Origin of the sequence: Paenibacillus mesophilus, assembly GCF_005938385.1 — a bacterium.
In the GTDB taxonomy this organism is placed as follows: Bacteria; Bacillota; Bacilli; order Paenibacillales; family NBRC-103111; genus Paenibacillus_AB; species Paenibacillus_AB mesophilus.
Genome location: NZ_VCRA01000001.1, coordinates 181,184 through 199,817 on the forward strand (window position 1 = coordinate 181,184; position 18,634 = coordinate 199,817).

At 53.8% G+C, this 18,634-nt stretch carries 16 protein-coding genes and 1 pseudogene; 7 read left to right on the top strand and 10 right to left on the bottom strand.

Annotation, left to right across the window (positions count from 1 at the left end; genetic code table 11):
* The first annotated feature begins 64 nt into the window (after positions 1-64).
* Positions 65-961 carry an AraC family transcriptional regulator gene (locus tag FE783_RS00650; protein ID WP_138877381.1) on the top strand — a complete coding sequence of 299 codons (897 nt, stop codon included), beginning with the start codon at positions 65-67 and terminating at the stop codon, positions 959-961.
* A 294-nt stretch (positions 962-1,255) separates the two neighbouring features.
* Here FE783_RS00650 and FE783_RS00655 read toward each other — a convergent pair whose 3' ends face one another.
* From FE783_RS00655 to FE783_RS00670, 4 genes are all read right to left on the bottom strand, one after another.
* The gene (locus tag FE783_RS00655) at positions 1,256-2,092 is read right to left on the bottom strand and encodes a YitT family protein (protein WP_238402832.1); all 837 of its coding nucleotides are present in this window, start codon (positions 2,090-2,092) and stop codon (positions 1,256-1,258) included.
* Between the two features lie 213 nt (positions 2,093-2,305).
* The gene (locus tag FE783_RS00660; RefSeq protein WP_138877383.1) at positions 2,306-3,424 is read right to left on the bottom strand and encodes a metallophosphoesterase family protein; all 1,119 of its coding nucleotides are present in this window, start codon (positions 3,422-3,424) and stop codon (positions 2,306-2,308) included.
* 46 nt (positions 3,425-3,470) lie between these two features.
* Entirely contained in the window at positions 3,471-4,331 is an 861-nt protein-coding gene (locus tag FE783_RS00665; protein ID WP_238402812.1) for a DMT family transporter, read from the bottom strand.
* A 287-nt stretch (positions 4,332-4,618) separates the two neighbouring features.
* On the bottom strand, positions 4,619-5,386 hold the full coding sequence (locus tag FE783_RS00670) for a DeoR/GlpR family DNA-binding transcription regulator (protein WP_138877384.1): 768 nt from the start codon (positions 5,384-5,386) through the stop codon (positions 4,619-4,621).
* 233 nt (positions 5,387-5,619) lie between these two features.
* Here FE783_RS00670 and FE783_RS38140 point away from each other — a divergent pair.
* Together FE783_RS38140 and FE783_RS38145 are read left to right on the top strand one after the other, a co-directional pair.
* Positions 5,620-5,814 (top strand): annotated as a pseudogene (locus FE783_RS38140) (YiaA/YiaB family inner membrane protein); the annotation flags it as partial.
* A gap of 42 nt (positions 5,815-5,856) precedes the next feature.
* Complete coding sequence (locus tag FE783_RS38145; RefSeq protein ID WP_274381430.1) at positions 5,857-6,060, top strand: YiaA/YiaB family inner membrane protein; 204 nt, start codon at positions 5,857-5,859, stop codon at positions 6,058-6,060.
* Between the two features lie 347 nt (positions 6,061-6,407).
* On the opposite strand, the gene FE783_RS00680 is transcribed toward FE783_RS38145, so the two are convergent.
* Positions 6,408-7,346: an ROK family protein gene (locus FE783_RS00680; RefSeq protein WP_138877385.1), complete on the bottom strand. Its 939-nt coding sequence runs from the start codon at positions 7,344-7,346 to the stop codon at positions 6,408-6,410.
* 196 nt (positions 7,347-7,542) lie between these two features.
* Between FE783_RS00680 and FE783_RS00685 the strand changes: the two genes are divergently transcribed.
* Together FE783_RS00685 and FE783_RS00690 are read left to right on the top strand one after the other, a co-directional pair.
* Complete coding sequence (locus tag FE783_RS00685) at positions 7,543-7,854, top strand: ABC transporter substrate-binding protein (RefSeq protein ID WP_138877386.1); 312 nt, start codon at positions 7,543-7,545, stop codon at positions 7,852-7,854.
* A 5-nt stretch (positions 7,855-7,859) separates the two neighbouring features.
* A complete protein-coding gene (locus FE783_RS00690) occupies positions 7,860-8,513 on the top strand; it encodes an ABC transporter substrate-binding protein (RefSeq protein ID WP_158301544.1) in 654 nt (217 codons plus the stop codon).
* A gap of 96 nt (positions 8,514-8,609) precedes the next feature.
* Here the strand turns inward: FE783_RS00690 and FE783_RS00695 are convergent, their stop codons facing one another.
* Together FE783_RS00695 and FE783_RS00700 are read right to left on the bottom strand one after the other, a co-directional pair.
* Positions 8,610-9,605 (bottom strand): Gfo/Idh/MocA family protein, encoded by a 996-nt coding sequence (locus FE783_RS00695; RefSeq protein ID WP_138877388.1) that lies wholly within the window; start codon positions 9,603-9,605, stop codon positions 8,610-8,612.
* Positions 9,602-10,606: a Gfo/Idh/MocA family protein gene (locus tag FE783_RS00700; RefSeq protein ID WP_138877389.1), complete on the bottom strand. Its 1,005-nt coding sequence runs from the start codon at positions 10,604-10,606 to the stop codon at positions 9,602-9,604. The genes FE783_RS00695 and FE783_RS00700 overlap by 4 nt, the downstream gene beginning before the upstream one ends.
* A gap of 137 nt (positions 10,607-10,743) precedes the next feature.
* Between FE783_RS00700 and FE783_RS00705 the strand changes: the two genes are divergently transcribed.
* Together FE783_RS00705 and FE783_RS00710 are read left to right on the top strand one after the other, a co-directional pair.
* Positions 10,744-11,646 (top strand): helix-turn-helix transcriptional regulator, encoded by a 903-nt coding sequence (locus FE783_RS00705; RefSeq protein WP_138877390.1) that lies wholly within the window; start codon positions 10,744-10,746, stop codon positions 11,644-11,646.
* Positions 11,647-12,359: 713 nt separating this feature from the next.
* Positions 12,360-14,501, top strand: a complete 2,142-nt coding sequence (locus FE783_RS00710; protein ID WP_158301545.1) for a tail fiber domain-containing protein — start codon at positions 12,360-12,362, stop codon at positions 14,499-14,501.
* A 61-nt stretch (positions 14,502-14,562) separates the two neighbouring features.
* Here FE783_RS00710 and FE783_RS00715 read toward each other — a convergent pair whose 3' ends face one another.
* The 3 genes from FE783_RS00715 to FE783_RS00725 all read right to left on the bottom strand — a co-directional run bounded on the left by FE783_RS00715 (position 14,563) and on the right by FE783_RS00725 (position 18,607).
* On the bottom strand, positions 14,563-15,699 hold the full coding sequence (locus FE783_RS00715; RefSeq protein WP_138877392.1) for a cytochrome P450: 1,137 nt from the start codon (positions 15,697-15,699) through the stop codon (positions 14,563-14,565).
* Between the two features lie 89 nt (positions 15,700-15,788).
* On the bottom strand, positions 15,789-16,370 hold the full coding sequence (locus FE783_RS00720; RefSeq protein WP_138877393.1) for a TetR/AcrR family transcriptional regulator: 582 nt from the start codon (positions 16,368-16,370) through the stop codon (positions 15,789-15,791).
* 152 nt (positions 16,371-16,522) lie between these two features.
* Positions 16,523-18,607, bottom strand: coding sequence for a glycosyl hydrolase family 28-related protein (locus FE783_RS00725; RefSeq protein ID WP_138877394.1), 2,085 nt, complete (start codon positions 18,605-18,607; stop codon positions 16,523-16,525).
* Between the last annotated feature and the right edge of the window lie 27 nt (positions 18,608-18,634).

Here is an 18,634-nt window from a genome sequence, read left to right on the forward strand (position 1 = left end):
TGTTGTAGGAACCCCGTTTTTCTTCTATAATGAAGGCTGAAGGAAGTGTGGAGGTGGATGAGCGGTGTTGCTTTATTCCAAAAGCGCATGTTTGGAAAGCGAGGAGTTTCCGTTCCAAGCGTTCTTGTTCTCGACTTCTCCGCAACGGCCGAGAACCGTTCACTGTCACGAATTCATTGAATTGGTGTACGTATCCGAAGGGCACGGCGAACATCTTTACAAAGGCTCCGCTTATCCGATTTCCACAGGAGACATCTTCGTAGTCCCTCCGTTTGTCGAGCACGATTACAACGTGATCGGCGGCATGCCGCTGAAGGTGTACAACGTGCTGTTTCTTCCGTCGTTTTTGACCTTCGAATTGCAAGCGTTGTCAAATGTGACGCCGTTTTTCGATTTCTTTTATGTGGAGCCGTTTTTTCGCCAGACGCTCGATTTCGATTCCCATATGAAGCTCTCTGTTCTGGAAGACCAAGAAATGAAGCAGCGTCTGGACCGTATCGTCGGGGAATTCAGCCGCAAAGCGCTTGGCTATCGAATCTCCATCAAAGCACAGTTGATCGACATGCTGGTGTGGCTCAGTCGCCGCTACGAAGAGCGCATTATTGCCCCGCCCCCGCGCCGGAGTCAACCCGAAGCCATCAAAGCCGTATGCGAATTTATCGAACAACATTACGCACAAGACATCAGCTTGGAGCAAATTAGCCGCATGTGCACGATGAGCCAGTCCAGTTTCGGCGATAAGTTTAAAAAATATGTAGGGAAGACATTCACGGAATACCGTAATGAAGTGAGGATTAACGCATCGCTAAAGCTGCTTCGTGAAACGGACCTCAACACCTTATCGATCGCCGAAAACGTCGGCATTCACGATTTGAGCCATTACTACAAGCTGTTCCGGCAGTATACCGGGATGACACCGCGAATATTCAGAATGAAATATGCAGGCGAGAGGGCGGAGTAAGCCTTTCCCTTGGCAAGTCTCTACTAAACGAAAAAGACGGCGTGCCCGTTACAGGCTCGTCCGTCTTTTATATAAAGTGTGCTTCACTTTTTGGGGCAAAGTCTCGGGGGCCCCGAAAAGTACCCGGATTACGCTGCAAAGCTTTACTTCACTTTTTGGGGCAAAGTCTGGGGTCCCCGAAAAGTACTCGGATTACGCTGCAAAGCTTTACTTCACTTTTTGGGGCAAAGTCTCGGGGTCCCCGAAAAGTACTCGGCATACTCTTCGAAGCTTCACTTCACTTTTTGGGGTACATTAGTGGATGTCTTTCTTCTTGAACCGTCCGCCTTTGACGTCGTGTATGTTGCCGATGGCGAGAAACGCCCCGGGGTCAAGCTCCTCGACGATCGACTTCAGCTTCGCCTGCTCGAGCCGGGTGACGACGGCAAAGATAACCTGCTTGTCGTCGCCGCTGTAGCCGCCTTCCCCGTTCAAATAGGTAACCCCCCGCCCCAGTCTCTGCAGGATCGCGTCGCCGAGCGTCTTGGCATCGTCGCTGATGATCCATACCGATTTCGATTCGTCCAATCCTTCGACCGTCAGATCGATCATCTTGAACGCGATATAATAGGCGATCAGCGAATACATCGCCCGATCCCAGCCGAATACGAAGCCGGCACTGCCCAAGATGAACACGTTAAAAAACATGACGAACTCTCCGACGGAGAACGGCGACTTTTTGTTCAGCAAGATCGCCACGATCTCCGTACCGTCGAGCGAGCCGCCGACGCGGATTACAATCCCGACGCCGATTCCCAGGATGATCCCGCCGAATACGGCTGCCAGCAGCGGATCGATCGTAATCGGTTCGACCGGATGCAGGAGCGCCGTCCCGATGGACATGACGATAACCCCGTACAGCGTAGACAATGCGAACGTTTTGCCGATCTGCTTGTAGCCGAGAAACAGGAACGGCAAGTTGATCAAAGTCAAAAACAAGCCTAACGGCAAACCGGTCAAATGCTGACAAATGATCGAGATCCCGACGACACCGCCGTCGATAATGTTGTTCGGCACGAGAAAAATTTCGAGTCCGACGGACACGAGTGCCGCCCCGAGGAATATGAATACCGCTCTCTTCGCGATTTGCAGCTTCGTACTGCGTTTATGCTGCCGGCATAATTCGGCGGCGGATACGGCTTGGTCTAGTGTAGCCACCTAAACGACTCCTTCCCTATGAAGCGGATCGCTCCTGTACACTGAACCTAGTGTAACCCATTATCCTCCTGGCATTCCAGTCCTCCGGCCCATATATTCGTTTCCAGCCCTTATCGGCGTTATCGCGAGCACATGCCGTTTTCCTGATCATTCATGTCCTGCTTCAAAGCGCACCCTCCGATCGCCGCCTGGGCCGAACCGGGTCAGATGCATCGTTCGATGCCGGTTATCGATCGTCACGACATCGAAAGCCGTCTCGCTCCTCGTCCCCCGGATCCTCTCCGGAGCCTCCTCGAAATCCCGGTTAGTCGTAGCGTTCAGCGTCGATATTAGCGGGATTCCGTCTCTGACGATCACTTGATCGAAGTGAACGTGGCCGAAAAAGCACCCCGTCACGATTCCGGGACCCGACTTGGAAAAATCGGCTTCGACCGATATGGCGAAATCCCCGTCCGTCTCGGCGAAGCGGTAAGCTGACCCTGTGCGGTAGGCATCGATTACGCCCCACATCGCCTTTTCGCCTGCGACCGGATGATCGGCTCCGAACACTTCCTCCTGCCCGATTGCGACATGGGAGAAAACGACGACAGACCAGTCCCGGGAATCGGCTTTAGCGGAGAAATCGAGAGCAACATGCGCCATCCAATTCAGCTGCTCGTTGGAAAATGCATATTTCCACTGTCCTTTATATTGCAAACCGCCTTTATCCGTCGTCTTGTAGGGGATGTCGATACAGTTCAATACAATCATTCTCATTTTGCGGCCGGGAACGTCGTAATAATAGTACAACCCATCCGGATGGGCGGGACCGTGCGATACGAGCGATTCGATTCTCCGAATATACAATTCATAGCTTTCGCCGGGAAAGACGACGTTGCCCGTTTGATCCGGGTCGTGATAATGATCGTGTATGGAATTATCGTCATGGTTCCCTTTCAGCGGAAAAAAGGGAAGGCCGACCGCGTGAAACGCGTCCATCAGCTCCATTTGGGAGGCCATGAACTCCGATTTCGGGCCGTTCTGGCTATGATCGCCGCCACACACGATCGCATCGAAACGCAGCTGACCGGCCAATTGTCTGATAGCCTCCACCGTGTACAGCTGGTTGCCGCCTTTGCTATGATGAATGTCGGTAATGAAGACGAAGCTGACCGTTTCCTCGTTTTGTTCCGATCTGCACCGGTCGAGTACCTCTTTCATTTCCGCCTGGAGATAGTCGGGTAGACGCATCGAAGCTTCCTTGGACAATCCGTTTGCGAAATTCATTCTATATCCCTCCGCTTATGAATCAATTGGCTCGCTGCCGGACTTCTCAATATCCCGACACCGCAATCAAGAATATCCCCGTCACGACGACAACGGATGCCGCGATCCGGCTTGCACCGTGCTTCTCTTTCAATACGATCATCCCGAGCAGCGCGCCGAAGACGATGCCGACTTCCCGCAGCGGGGCGATGTACGTCACTTGAGCATTTTGCATCGCGTACAGGAAAAGCAAATACGACCCCGGCGACAAAACGGCCCCGACCAGAAAAGACTTCCACTGGCGAACCACGATTTCCGTTATTTTCCCGGAAAATAAGGCGGAAGGAGTCAACCCGGCAATGAATCCGATATTCGTAACGGCGAGCAGCGCAAGCGGAGACAGCGTATCCAGATTCAGCTTGTCGACCAGCGTGTACGTTGTCGTGCATAATCCGACGGCCAGAGCGAGCAGGAATGGCGCGGGCGACAACCGCGGACGGTTCCTCGCCGGCGTCCAGCCGCTCATCACGACAAATCCCGCAAGCAGACAAAGGACGCCTATCCAGCCGACGGCAGGGAGAGATTCGTGCAGGAACACGACACCGAGCACAGGCACAAGCAGCGTTGAAGTCCCCCTCATAATCGGGTAAGCCTGCGACAAGTCGCTTCGTTTATACGTTATGGATAAGAGCAATGCATAGACGCCTTGCAGAAGTACCGACAGCGCGATCAAGAGCCAAGCGCCTACGGACAAGGACACGCTCGTCAGCTCTTTCCACATGACGGGCAGCAGCGCGGCTGTAGACGGTATGTACATAGCCCACAGAAAGACCGCTTTGCTTTCGCTTTTCTTGGCAAATAAGTTCCATACGGCATGAGCCAATCCCGAACCGATTACGAGCAGCAGCGACAGCATCGGCAAAGACATGATGATCCCCCTCACAAAGCCGATCTTTATTTTGACATCTACACACAAATTAACACACAAACACACATATATGCAATACAAAAAACATAAATACAACAACCTGCAACAAAACGAAGCGAATGTAGGTACTAAAGCTGCGGGCACCCCAGTACGTATGGAGTAACGACACCGCCGCAACAAAAGAAAGGATCGGACAGCTGCTTCGGAGAGCAGCCGACCGACCCTACTTATGAGGCTATATCATTTCGCATCCGACTGCAATCGGCATGCGCCCGCTGGCGGACAGCTTATTCGAATACGACTTCGATGCCGCGCTTCCGATACTTGTCCACGATTTCCCGGTCGATGCCCGGATCGGTGACGAATCGCTCCACTTCGTTTGCGCCGCATATTTTCGTAAGCGACAAGCAGTCGAACTTGCTGCTGTCCGCAAGCGCGATCGTACGTTTGGCGTTGTTCAGCATCGTTTTCTTCACCTGGATTTCCCCTAACCCGTAGTCGGTTATCCCTTCTTCCAGCGTCACCCCGCTCATGCTCATAAAGAACAGATCGGGATGAAATCGGGCGGCGAATTGTTCGGCCAGATCGCCTATGATGCTTTGCTCGGCATTGCGGATGACGCCGCCGATCAGTACGATCGTATAATGCGGCATATCGATAAGCGCGTTCGCGATAGGCAAAGAATTCGTAATGACTGTCAGTCTTTCGACCTTCCGCTTCAAATGTTTGGCGAATTCAGTGTTCGTCGTGCTGACGTCCAAAGCGATCGACTGCCCTTCGGTTACATATCGCGAGGCGATCTCGGCGAGCTCGCTTTTTTCCTTGAGGAACGCCAATTCCCTGACGGTCAGCGGAATTTCCCGGGCGTAGTCCAGCTGCTTCGACACCGCTCCGCCATGGACGCGCTTCAGCAGCCCTTCACCTTCCAGATGCTCCAGATCGCGCCGGATCGTCTCGAACGAAACGCCGAACAGCTCCATCAGCTCCGACGCTTTAATCGACTTCTCCCGTTCCAGTTTCTGCACGATCGCCTGATGCCTTTGCTGTGCGAACATTCGGTTCCTCCTCCCGAAACGGCGTATTTTGCCGCAAGCGTTTCTCCTGTCCCAAAGTGTACCATATGCCGGGTACTACGAAAAGTTAGTACTATTCGCTTGCCCGTCACGCAATTATTATAAGAGCAGGTACTAAGACTAAGCGATAAGAAATGAAATCGAGCCCGGGCGAACCGGTATGGCAAGCATGGCGCTTCAGACGCCAATTACTCCTATCGAGGTGTTGAGTGATGATGAGAAGAAGAAATACGGCTGCATTTTCCTTTATGGCATGGGCTTCGTTCGCCTGTGCGTTCCTGGCGATGTTTATCGGCATCTATACGCTGGAGGAAGAGCTTTCCGTCAAAGGGTATTACGCGGTCGCCGCCTTGTACTTGACCATGTCCGCCTTCGTGCTGCAGAAAACGATCCGCGACAACCAAGAAGACGAGCACACCGGCAAAAAACGGAATACCGGCGCCTTCAACTTCCTGGCCTGGGCCGCCTTCGCCACCGCTTTGATCGCCATGTTCATCGGCATCTACAATTTGAATCAGCCGCTGTCCGTACAAGGGTATTATGCCGTTACGTCTCTCTTCCTGACGATGTCCTCATTCGTGCTCCAGAAAACCGTCAGAGACAACAAAGAAGACGACGATTTGTTGGGCCCGTCGAGCCACGAGCCGAATGAATAAGCAGTTCTTGGAGCCGAGCCGAATAACGTGTACCGGGCTTCCTCTTCCCGCACCTGACATCACTAAGGGATAAGAACCATGCCGAAAAAAGCGGGCTTCTATCTGCCCGCACTCTTGATAATGGTTATATACGTCTATATATCGGAATCGACCTCGATATCCATCCGTCCCTATCCCTATGCAGGTTGACCCTCCTCACGTGGATGATGGTCGGTTTGGCAGCCGATTACGGAGTATCGAAGCTTATACGCTAATGAAGCGGCACTCATAGCAGTGCCGCTTTTCTAACCGCAACCGATACAATGCCGATGCCGCAGTCGGCGATGTTTCGCCCGAGCATTATAGCTCTACCCTGCCGCAGCCGCTTTGAGCAGCGCCAATGCGCCCGCAAACGCACTCCCCGAGGTGTCCTCCACCGTTTCGAAGGCCGGCATGCTTTCCCTGGCAATTCCGGACGCGGCGATCGCCTCGACGGTCGACGAAATAAACAGGTCATGGCTTTTCGCGATATTGCCGCCGATGATGATCGCCTCCGGCCGGAACTCGCGGATATACGGCGTCAGCATCTCGCCGAACAGCCGGCCGAAGGCCGCGAATACCCCAGCCGCACGGGCATCCCCCGCACGCGCGGCATCGGCAATCGCCTTGACGTCCCCGTCGGCGCCCAATCCGTATTCAGCCGCTACTTTCAGTACACCGCGTTTCGAGATGTAATCGTCCGCGATGCTGTCCCGGAACGGGTCGCTCCACAGCTCTCTCCCTTTCACGATCCCGTTCTCGTCGATGAAGGACGACCCCGTCCCCGTCCCGATCGTGATGCAGATCGAACGGCGGTAACGTTTCGCATGACCGTAATACAGCTGCCCCGCGGCAAACAAAGCGGCATCGTTGTCGAAGACGATCGGCGCATCGGCCGGCAGCTTGGCTCCGACATCGGGATCGGCCGCGATCCGCTTCTTCATCTCCTCGCGCAGGTTCGTCCCGTACAGCGCATCATACTTCTCTTGCCCGCGAATATAACAAATGCCTTGCTCATAGTCAAACGGCGACGGAAACGCATACCCGATCCCGATCATCTCGAATGGCGCTCCGCCGGACAGCTTATTCATCAGCGCCACCCGCCCCGCAATCAGACTATAAAAATGGGCGAGCAGCGTCTCCTTCCGTTCCTTCCCCTTGGACGGGAACGTTTCTACGGTTCCTGCAACGGTTGCTCCGTTTTCGCGGACGACCGCCGCTTTGATCGAAGTCCCCCCGACGTCAAATACGATGGCATAACGATCCATGAAGTCAATTTCTCCTTTTTACAGTCTCTCTTTCCCAGTATAGAGCGAGTCGCGAAGCTTGTCCAAAATAGTGCCCTTCGTCTCTACATCGCACATGAATATTTTATTGACAATGAATATCATTATCATTTAATCTTTGATATGAAATTCTTTTGCTTTCGCAAAAACTATCCATCCATATCGGAGGGCAACACTCATGAACACCATACGACTCAAGCTTGGCTTCGTCATCTTGACTCTGACCGTTCTCGCGGCTTCGGGCTGCAGCGGGAATCGGCCGGCCGCCTCTTCTCCGGAAACGGCGGCAACCGCCGGAACAAAGGCGCAACAGCCGTTCGAGCGCACGATTCAACACGCGGCGGGAGAGACCGTTTTGACCGAAGCTCCCCGCAACATCGCCATTCTGGACTATAGCTTCATCGATTATTTGACCGCACTGGAGACGAAGCCGGGATCGACGGTTACATTTGCTAGAACGAATTGCCTCCCTATTTATCCGATCGGGTGAAGGACGTGAAATTTTTGGGGACGATCAGCGAAGCGAACCCCGAAGCGATTCTCGCAGCCGATCCGGGATTGATCATCGGCACCTCCCCGGGCCAAGACAAAACGTTCGATCAGCTGTCCAAAATCGCCAAAACGATTCTGCTCGCGCAATCCGAATACGATTGGCGCAAAACGTTAAACGAATTCGCCCGTATCGTCGGAAAGGAGGAGAAGGCGAAGCAGCTGCTGGAAGACTACAAGAAGAAGTCGGAAGCTTCCGCCAGCCTCGTGAAAGCCGCCATCGGCGATCAAACGGTCGTGTTCCTGCGCATCCTGCCCAAAGAGTACCGGGTGTACGGAAAAATAAGCCCGGCCGGTTCGGTCCTTTACGAAGATCTCGCGCTCCGCGCTCCCGCCGGCGTTCCGATGGATAAGAAGCAGCTTGCCGTCTCAATGGAGCTGATGCCCGAGCTCAACCCGGATCATATATTCTTGCTTGCACAAGACGATGCCGAGCAGAAAATCAAAGAGCTGCAAAGCAGTCCGTTGTGGAAAAATTTGAACGCCGTCAAAAATAACCGGATCTATCCGGTAGACCAGCGGTTGTGGATTCAAGGCGAAGGGCCGATCGCGAGCTCGGCCATGCTGGACCAAGCGGTGAAGGAATTGACAAAAAAATAAGGGATCATGCGAAGTAACGACGTAGGCCGCATATTAAACGAAAAAAGGCAGGGACGAATTGGAATCATCGTCTCTGCCTTTTTGCCCATTATCCGTTTATGCGTGAAGCTTAACCGGCTGGCCGGTTTTCACCGACTCGTATCCGGCCAAAGCGACCTCGGCCGAGCGGAGGCCGTCCACGCCCGAGATCGGAGCCGGCTTGCCTTCGATCAGAGCGTTGACGAACGACTTGACCATATAGTGGTCCATCGAATCGCCCCACGGCAAATATTGCGCCTTGCCGACCGCGTCGCTGAACAGCTCGTTTTTCTGCGCGAAGCTGTCCACCGAGATCGCGCCTTTCGTTCCGACGATTTCCATCGTCACATCGCCCCATGTCGGGAACGCCTTCGAGCGCGACCAGCTCGTATCGAGCACGCCGAACACGCCGTTGTCGTACTTGACGTGGATCATGCCGGCGTCGTCCACCTTCAAATCTTCGTGGAACAAAGTCGCCGCATACGCGTAAACCTCATTGACCTTGGAGCCGGTAAACCAGTTCATCAAGTCCATGACGTGGACCGTATGGTCGAGCAAGGCGCCGCCGCCGGAAAGCTCCGGCTCGACGAACCATTTCCCCGGCATCGAGCCGCGGTTCGTGCCCTTGATCGCCAAAATATCGCCGATCTCGCCACGGTCGACTGCCGCTTTGGCGTTAATGACCGCCGCCAAGTACCGGCATGGGAACGCCGTAAACAGCTGCACGCCGTTATCGTTGCAAGCGGCGATCATCTGTTCCATCTCTTCTACGGAAATGCCGAGCGGCTTCTCGCAGATGACATGCTTCTTCGCATTGGCGGAGTCGATCGTATGCCGGGCATGGAATGCGTTCTCCGAACAGATGACGACGGCGTCCATGTCCGCTACGGCGAGCAGATCGCGGTAATCCGCGTAATAGTTCAATCCGTTTTTGGTTACGACGGCTTCTACGCGGCTTTTCTCTTCGTCCGCGATGCCGACGACTTCCACTTCCGGCAACGCCAGCAGCGCATTCAGATAAGAGAAGCCATGGCCGTGGGCGAAGCTGATCATGCCGACTTTCAGCTTTTTCATCGCGATCCCTCCCGTACTGCGTTGTTCAAATAGACGGCTTGGCCGGTGCGCGAAGATTCCATGACGGCTAGTCCGAGCTCAAGCGCCTTATAAGCATCGTGGGCCGTAACGATCGGCTCGCGGTTTTCGCGGATGCAGTCGACGAAATGGTGGATTTCCAGCTCGAACGGACTGCGGAAGCCCGGGCTTTGCGGGACTTCCACGAACGGACCGCCCGATTCGCCGGTTTTGACCTTGCGTACTTGCAGAGAAACCGATTTGGAGCTGTCGCTGCGGATGATGCCGCCGCTGCCGGCAATTTCCGCCGCCGTTGTGAACGGTCCCGGATATCCCCAGTACGCCTCGACGTTGGCGACGGCGCCGCTCTCGAATACGAGCGTTGCCGAAGCATAGTCCACATAACCTTCGCACTTGCGCATCCCATATACGGAGCGCACCTCGCCGAGCGACCAGCGCAAGAAGTCGAGGTCGTGCACCATCAAGTCGGGGACTACGCCGCCGCTCTTGTCATCTTCCTTGAACCACGGACGGCGTTCGCCGGGATGTCCCCCGATGCGCTTCGCATGAGCGACGCCTACGCGGCCGATAGCGCCCTGGGCGATTTTGTTTTTCATTTGCACATATTCCGGGAAGAAACGGACGACATGTCCGACGAACAGACGGACGCCGTTCTCTTCGCAGACGCGGATCATTTCGGCGGCGTCTTCCAGATTGAGCGCGATCGGCTTCTCGCATATGACGTGCTTTCCGGCTTGCGCCGCCTTGATCGAGAACGGCTTGTGCAAATAGCTCGGCAGCGTGACGCTTACGACTTCGCAGCCCGATTGTTCCAGCATTTCGTCGAACGACGTATACGCTTTCGCGCCCGTCCGTTCGGCCATCTTTTGCACAAGTGCCTGATCGATGTCGCATACTCCGACTACCGTTACGCCGGGAATTTTGGCATAACTGCTCGCATGAACGTTACCCAATCCTCCGCAGCCGACGATGGCTACTTTCATGGCTTTCCCTCTCTTCAAATCGTTGTATAATAATCCTATGGCCAACAATACAGCCTTAGCCGCCCGGCGTATATTCCGCCATTTGTCGGTTTTGTATCCAATTTTGCTATTGTCCGAATGCGGAGGTGCCCTCGCCTATGGAAATATACAAAGAGCCGATTCATTACCAAAACCCCGTACTGTGCATCAAAGTATGGCAGTTCGAGGCGCAGAAACGCCCAGCGGCCGCGCCCGCAGCGCCCCCGCCGATTCAACCCGTTCGCTGGCATTACCACAAGGAAGTCGAGTTCATTCTCGTGAAGCAAGGCCTTCACGAAATGCACACGCCGAACCATACCTATATGCTTGGACCCGGCGACGTCATGGTAGTCGGCTCCTCCCAACTGCACCGCGCCCGGCTCATCGGTCCCGAGAAGCTGGTCTACATCGTGCTTCACGTCGATTTCGAGCCGTATTTCGACCCGGCGATGATGCGGTATTACCGGCACTTCTCGGAGGTGCATCACCCGCTCGAGGAACTGAACTATATGTTCAGCGAGAACGCGGAAGTGCGTGCGGAAGTCGGGAGCATTATCGAGCGGATCCACCAAGAGATCATGGACAAGACGACCGGCTACGAAATCGCCGCCAGCATGCATATCAAGCATATGCTGCTCACGCTGCTGAGGGGAGATTCGCGCGGACTGCTTCAAGCTCATGATCTGATCGATCCCGGGGTCATGAAGCCGATTCTGGAATATGTGGATCATCATCTGTCGGAGAAAATCGAGCTGGAGCAAGTGAGCCAGATCGCCGGGATGAGCTACTTCTACTTCTCCAAATATTTCAAAAAAGCGATGGGCTTCTCGTTCACCGATTATGTTAACCGGAAACGGATCGCCAAAGCGGAACGTCTGCTCGTTACGAGCGGACAAAACGTCGGAGAAATCGCCAGATCGGTCGGCATCGAGAATATGGCCCACTTCTACGAGCTGTTCAAACGGTTCAACGGCTGCACGCCCAAGCAATATTTGTGCAAAATCGATGCAAGCGGAAAATAGTGCCTCTTTGCCGGAGCCGGGCGGGTTTGTGCCCGGCTTTTTTTAGTCTATCGCACCTGAGGCTGTTGAAAAAGTCTGCAAGTCCGTTAAAATCGCGTTGTTTTTTTGAATTTTCAGCAGTTACAACAAGATTTTAAGCATATCCTTCCGAAGCAAGCTTTGCTTACGCAAAGCTCTCAAGTCAGCCGCTTCGCTTTACGCACATCTCCCCACCTCTTTCGGTATTCCAACTCTCGCTTTAGACTTTTTCAACAACCTGAAAATAACCGTACAGATGGACCCTTTCAAGAAGAAGTATTGTATTCAGATGAGCATTATACTATAGTAATATCAAGAACGTTGTTCTTCATTGAAGAACCTATAACTCTCCAACTGAACATTGTTCTTAGTAATAGAACCACTGCTGAAAATTCAACATACGAAAGGAGGGGCGCAGATTTATCGGTCCGTTGCTTGCACGCATCGCGTAATTCAAGCAAGCATCCGGCATAGTATCGGCAGCACAGGTAAGGCGGGTAAGACGCGTAAGACAAACGAAAGATGGACTAGTCAGGCACGTAAGGCCAATGAGAAACGCAAGGCGAGTCAAACAAAACAATGTAATAATATTGGTTTGGAGGTAATACCTTTGTTCAAACATTCATTTGTAAGCGCATTCTTACACTTGCCGATTTCACCCGAACCGGAGAAGAACGGGGCAAGGAGGAATGACCATGAGCCACATCGATAAAAATTCCTTATCCAAGCTTCTTAGCAGAAGAAAATTCATCACGGCGTTAGGCATTTCCGGCGCCGCTATGATTGCGACGGGAAAAATAAGCGGCAAGTCCGACGGAGCGCCGCTCGTAAACGAAAGTGTCTATGGGGCGGGAGACAACAAAACGAAGCCGGGCAATGACGATATGTTTAACACCCTCACTTTGAGCAGTATAGCGGATTTATCCGGATTTCGGGGGCGGCACGACAAGCAGCAAGTGCTCGTACTCGGATTTTACCCGGACAATGGGCAAGGCTCCGGCAGTTTTTATTATGACGCGAATCGTCCGAAATCCGATCACAACGGCGGTACCGTTATTAGCTGGACAGTCCCCTGGAACGGCGATCGCGCAGGCGTGGACGCTTTCCTGAAGGGGGTCGGCGAGAGCGATCCGTCAGGGAGAGGTTGTTGGATACGTTCCTTCGACAGCCGTCACGTTCATTCGGAATGGTTTGGAGCGATTGGCAACAATGGCGATGAAACGGCTTCGTTTCTGGCAGCCAAGCAATTTGCGGAAATGTCCCCGTGCACCAACCTTTATTTGCCGTCAGCGCTTGTCACGATTACGATTCAGGACCCTCTCGTTTTCAGCAAGCAGGGGTTCGGATTGTTCGGCACGGGAGTCGATCCGTATATATATACGACCAACGAGGAACACGTATCCGGGCTGCGCATCAATGGCGGAACGAATGACGCCGCTTCCCGCGCCGCGCTTGTGTTCGATGGAGTCGGCCAGTCGGCGGGAGACTTTTTATTGCTCGCGGGACCTGCCTGCCAGTGGTATTGGCCGCTGGATACTTGCACGTATTCCGGCGATTTTCAACGAATTCGTTCACGCGGATTTGCCGGCGGGCACAGGCTGTACAACTCGCCGACGTACGGTCATGAGGCGATAGCCAATAAGTTCGAGCGAGTAGAGATGTACGCAATCAGACGCGGGCTGCAAATCGGCCGCAACCCGATTCCGCAAGCGCAGCAAGGAGCCTGCAACGAAAATACGTGGATCAACTGCCGGTATCGCGGGTACGAAGTGCTGCTGGACATTTATCGTCAGAAGACGCCTCGTACGTACGGCATTGTGTTTATCAATTGCATCTTCCAGGAAACTCCGCCCGTCGGAGAAGGGGACTATGAGCTGCTCAAGACGGAAGGCAGCAATATCGAAGGCATTACCTTCCTTAACGGACGGTTCGAAAGTTCGGCCCAGCCGGGAAGAAAACGGCCTGTAATGAATCTGAACGGGTTATCGAGCAAGTCATTATGCAATTTTATCGGTACTTATATCCATACCTCCATTACGATCATAGACAATAACAACAGGCTGCGCAGCTTGGGCACGGTGCTTAACCCGAATTGGACTACGGAATCGTTGGAAGCGCTCTCCTTAATCTCCCGGGGCACGGATGAGATGAAAAACAAACTGAATGCCAGCAACGCCGTCAGATGGTCCGGCACGGGCAGCACCGAATTGCCCACCCGGCAATGGGTTGAAACCCCGTATATAGCCCGAGGGACGACGAGCGCCGGTTATGGCGGCAAGTACAGGAAAGGCGCATTGTGGGCAGAAAATGTAGTCGAATTTGTAGCGTCTGCGGGCGATATTCGGGAAACGAAAATATGGGTGGACGGCGTTCCGATGACCCGCACCCTGCTGTCGGGAACGGAGAAGCAACATGTACCGGCATCGGACGGCGATATTCAGCTCGGGGCTTCTTTCGCCCGCTGGTCCGACATTTACTCGGTTACCGGTGTGATCCACACCTCGGACCGCAATGCGAAGCAGGATATTCAACCGATATCCGATGCGGTTCTTGATGCTTGGGCGGATATCCAATACCGGACGTTCCGTTTCAAGGAGGCGGTGGCGGAAAAAGGGAATGCCGCCCGAAAACATACGGGGCTAATCGCCCAGGAAATTTACGAGACGTTTCAGAAGCACGGACTGGATGCTTTCGAGTACGGTTTGCTATGCGTGGAAGAGCAGGCGGACGAATCAACGGGTCAAAACCGTCAAGTATGGGGAATTCGGGCCGATGAATGCCAGTTTCTCGAGATGGCTTACATGCGCAGAGAGCTGAGCAGGCTCAAGCAGAAATAATTCGGAAAAGTCAGGCTGCTCCCTTCTCCGAGCGCCTGACTTTTTCATTCCCGTCATCGGATCAGCCCAACCGGATCGGAAGCCGGTCCACGCCGAATATGATCCCGCTGTCCAGTCTTTTCAACTCGCACGTGCGGTCTCTCGCGAAATTCGGAAATCGTTGCAGCAGCGAACGGATGGCGATATCCGCTTCCAGACGGGCAAGCTGCGAGCCGAGGCAGAAGTGAATGCCGTGACCGAAGGCAAGATGCGGATTCGGGCTGCGGGAAATGTCGAAAAGCTCAGGACGTTCGAATACGTCCTCGTCGTGATTGGCCGAACCGATCCATAATTGGACGAATTGTCCGGCGGACAGCGCCTGTCCCCGCAATTCGGCAGCCCGTGTAACCCGGCGGGTCATCATCTGAACGGGAGAGCAGTAACGGAGCACCTCTTCCAGCGCTTGAGGGACTAGAGCGGAATCGGCGGCAAGCCGTTCCCGGTCTTCCGGCCGGCTGTCCAGGCATAGGATGGCGGAGGAGATCAGATTAGTCGTCGTTTCGTTGCCGGCTACGAGCAGCAGGATGCAGAACCCGATCAGCTCCAGATCGGTCAATTGCTCGCCATCCGCATTCGCCGCCACGAGCCGGCTGATCAGATCGTTTTGCGGCTCGCGGCGGCGCTCGGCGGCTATCGATCCGAAATATCCGCTCATCTCTCTCTGGCATTTGAAATAATTGTCGGAGTTATTGCCCACGAGCGCATCGGACCATTGCTTGAACTGCCTGCGGTCAGCCGGCGGAATGCCGAGCATTTCGGCGATGACGATAATCGGCAGCGGTCCCGCGAAATCATGTAATGCATCGACCGTTCCTTTGGTCTCGGCCATGTCCAGAAGCTCGTGCGTAACCGATTCCATCAACGGGATGAGCGACTCCACCGCTCGGGGCGTGAACGCTTGCGATACGAGCGATCTCATCTGCCGGTGCTTCGGCGGGTCCCTGCGCAAGATGCTCGCCTCGATCGGCTCCTCCGCGGGCGGACTGCTCCTGAACTGCGAAGAGAACAGCTCATAATCGCTGAATACCGCTTTCACATCCGCATATTTGTACACATGCCAATCACCGCTTCCCTCTTGGAAGTGTACGGGCGCATTCGCCCTCATCTGTTGAAACTTGCTCAACGGGACCAGTTCCTCGGGAACAATCCGTTTGTTCATGCGCATCCCCTGCTTTCGTCGAATCAATCCCGCTGTACCTGGCCAATCGGGTTCATCGGCTCATTCAAACCCGCTCCGGCTTCATAGTCTCAACCTTGCTCTCTACCGATGAACAATCCGGACGTTACGGTCGTGTAAATGAAATTCTCGATCACGTCCCGCGAAATTTGTCGGTTATTGCTCAGGAAATAATCGCAGCAGCTGTCCAGCAGACCGAGGAGGCCGGCAGCGGCCAACGTGCTGTTCATGAGGCGAACGATGCCGAGCTTCTGCCCTTCCTCCAATATGCCGGCGATGAAGCGGACATATTCTTCCCGCATTCTTTTCAGTTCCGCCAGCACTTCCTCCTCGATGCCGTTCGTCAATTCGTGGAAGACGATATGGGCAAGTCCGCTGCTCTCCGTAAACAAGTCGAGATTATGCCCGATCACTCGCTTGATTTGCTCCTCGAGCGCAAGCCCCGCGTTCAAATCCGCCTCGATCCGCACCTTGATCCGCTGGAGGCCGTCGCTTACGATCGTCCGGAAAAGCTGCGATTTCCCGGTAAAATGATAATACAACGTACCTTTGGCAACGTTCGCCCTCAGAGCAATATCATCCATGCTGGCCTGGTGGTACCCTTTCTCGGCAAACAGCTCAACTGCCGCTTCCAAAACTTTATTTCGGCTCAAACGGAACATCATCCTCTTTTTTTGTACTGACTAGTCAGTTTAAACTGATGATAACACAGGTACATTTTTCCTGTAAAGTCGGCTTTTCCTTAAAAATTGAAACGCCGGGCTATCCATCTGCGGATAGCCCGGCCTATTTTCGCTTCGCGATTCTAAAGTCTGGTCAATCGGCAAATCTGATTCGCTCCGAAGGAAGCGCGAACGTCACCGGCCAAATAAACGAGAAATCGGCCGCGCGTGCCAAGATAATCGTTAGCCGTTCCGATAATCGGAAAAACGGCTCCGGCTTCGCTGAACATCTTCGTATAGCCGTAATATTTATCTTTCGGCAATCGGAAATCCAGGAAGGTGTTGGTGCCCGCCAAACCTAAAGCTGCAATTTTAGCGGTAGTGTAATATAGCTTTTCATCCCATACGGTCGATTCGGAACCCGTTATCAAAGGCAGAAATCCGTTCTTGATCGTATTTTGTTTGACGGTCAGCTTTTTGAAATTAACGGCGTTTCCGCCTATTTGCATTAAGCTTTGATCAACACCCGAATTCAGAATGTTGTTCGTGACGGATATATCGATTGTCCTTTCTGCCGAACTGCCACCCGAAGATGTCAGATTGGCGGTTCTGAAATATAGAACCGGACCGCTATCGGCGTGGAGCCTCGACCCGTTCAGCTCATAGCCGCCGCCTCCATAGCATTGAACGGCGTGAGTTAATCCGTTGATCTGAGAGCCATGGACTAAACAATCGAGTTGATCCATCGAGAAAATCCCGTATTCTCCACCGCTAATACTTACATTGGTCATATGGAGTCTCCCGCTTAGGGGACTCAAATTCGCAATTCCGCTTGTATGATCCACTCGGAAATCAACGCCTTTTCCCAACCAGTGCGACACGGAATCGGACTTGATTACGGTATCTTGCAAGTGAAGGTGATGCTCGCCGTTTCCTCCATTAAAGTTCATATGGACGCCGGATACTTTGTTGTTGAGAAAGCTGCAGCCCGTAATGGAGTGGAACGTATTTGCCGAAATGGCGCCTCGCGTCCCGGCGTAATATCCGACCAGACAAGAGTCGGTCGTTACATTTTGGACCACGGCATTCGTATAAACCGCGCTAATGCCGCAACCAAACACTTTATTGTCTCCGCCGATGATGCAGTTTTTAAAGATCCCCCCTTGAACGGTGATATTCAAAATCGCGCTGGGGTCGCCTTCGGCTACGATGCCGCCCTTACCGGAATAGCTCGAGTAACCCGGTTCATTCCAGCCGCAGCAGTCGATAAAGCTGTACGTCCGCCTAAGCTGCTGCGCCGGCGCGCACCAATTGTCTACCGCGTACATGGCATAGCCGAGCGAGTTGACGTTGGCGAAGCAATCGCGAACGACGATATCTTCGCAGGACGAAAAGTAAAACACCCCCACCGAACCGCATAACCTTCCGACAATATTCGTGACCTTTGTAAATCTGCATCTCGTCACTAAAAGGGCATGCCCCCCTTTTTCGGCGGCGAAGTTGGCTCGAGGATCCCCATACGTATTTGGGCCGGCGTCCGTATTCCCCCAATTTTCCCCTTTGCTTTCGATTCTGAGATCTTTGATTTCCGTATTGTCGCATTGATCAATTGCAACCGTCGTATGGAAGAAGGTCTTCGATGTCGGTGTTCTTTGCCCGGAAGGGTGAAGCCACGAGCTGGCCCCGTCTCCGAAGATGGTTACATTCGATAATCCCCGGAATAACAGACAGCCGGAGTCAATGATATATTCGCCTGCCGGGAAGTAAAGGGAACCTCCGTTTCGCAGGGCCGCAATGGCCAGCCGGATCGCGGCCGTATCGTCCGTACTGCCGTCTCCGCGCGCGCCGAACCATTTGACGTCTATGGCGCCGTCGAACACTCGTTTGAATCTCGGGCCTGAAGAGGAAACAAGGACGGTTCCCGAATTATCGGTGGAAGCGGTGTCGGACGCATCGTAATAAAAAACGCCTTCCCGCCCGCGATTCGTCACATAAAACAAATCGACCGGGTCCGGAGCCGCCAGCGCGCGCAGCTCCTCCATCGTTACGGGAATCAGGCAATTCCGTGCATCGTTGCATCCTTCGCCGTATACCGACCCGGTAACGGTCATATTCCCGCCAGCGGCGAATCCCGGCCGTCCCCCGCTGAGATAGGCGCCGACCGCCAAGGCTGCGCCGGCCGCTCCAAGAGAGGATAACAGCTTCCTACGGCTCAACTTGGTATCCATTATTCATTCCTCCTCCAAAATAAAGTA

Bases quoted from the DNA above. Each gene is read 5' to 3' on its own strand.
- FE783_RS00660 (WP_138877383.1), bottom strand. From the start codon at position 3,424: ATGAATTTCGCAAACGGATTGTCCAAGGAAGCTTCGATGCGTCTACCC.
- FE783_RS00665 (WP_238402812.1), bottom strand. From the start codon at position 4,331: ATGTCTTTGCCGATGCTGTCGCTGCTGCTCGTAATCGGTTCGGGATTG.
- FE783_RS00670 (WP_138877384.1), bottom strand. From the start codon at position 5,386: ATGTTCGCACAGCAAAGGCATCAGGCGATCGTGCAGAAACTGGAACGG.
- FE783_RS00680 (WP_138877385.1), bottom strand. From the start codon at position 7,346: ATGGATCGTTATGCCATCGTATTTGACGTCGGGGGGACTTCGATCAAA.
- FE783_RS00685 (WP_138877386.1), top strand. From the start codon at position 7,543: ATGAACACCATACGACTCAAGCTTGGCTTCGTCATCTTGACTCTGACC.
- FE783_RS00695 (WP_138877388.1), bottom strand. From the start codon at position 9,605: ATGAAAAAGCTGAAAGTCGGCATGATCAGCTTCGCCCACGGCCATGGC.
- FE783_RS00700 (WP_138877389.1), bottom strand. From the start codon at position 10,606: ATGAAAGTAGCCATCGTCGGCTGCGGAGGATTGGGTAACGTTCATGCG.
- FE783_RS00705 (WP_138877390.1), top strand. From the start codon at position 10,744: ATGGAAATATACAAAGAGCCGATTCATTACCAAAACCCCGTACTGTGC.
- FE783_RS00710 (WP_158301545.1), top strand. From the start codon at position 12,360: ATGAGCCACATCGATAAAAATTCCTTATCCAAGCTTCTTAGCAGAAGA.
- FE783_RS00715 (WP_138877392.1), bottom strand. From the start codon at position 15,699: ATGAACAAACGGATTGTTCCCGAGGAACTGGTCCCGTTGAGCAAGTTT.
- FE783_RS00725 (WP_138877394.1), bottom strand. From the start codon at position 18,607: ATGGATACCAAGTTGAGCCGTAGGAAGCTGTTATCCTCTCTTGGAGCG.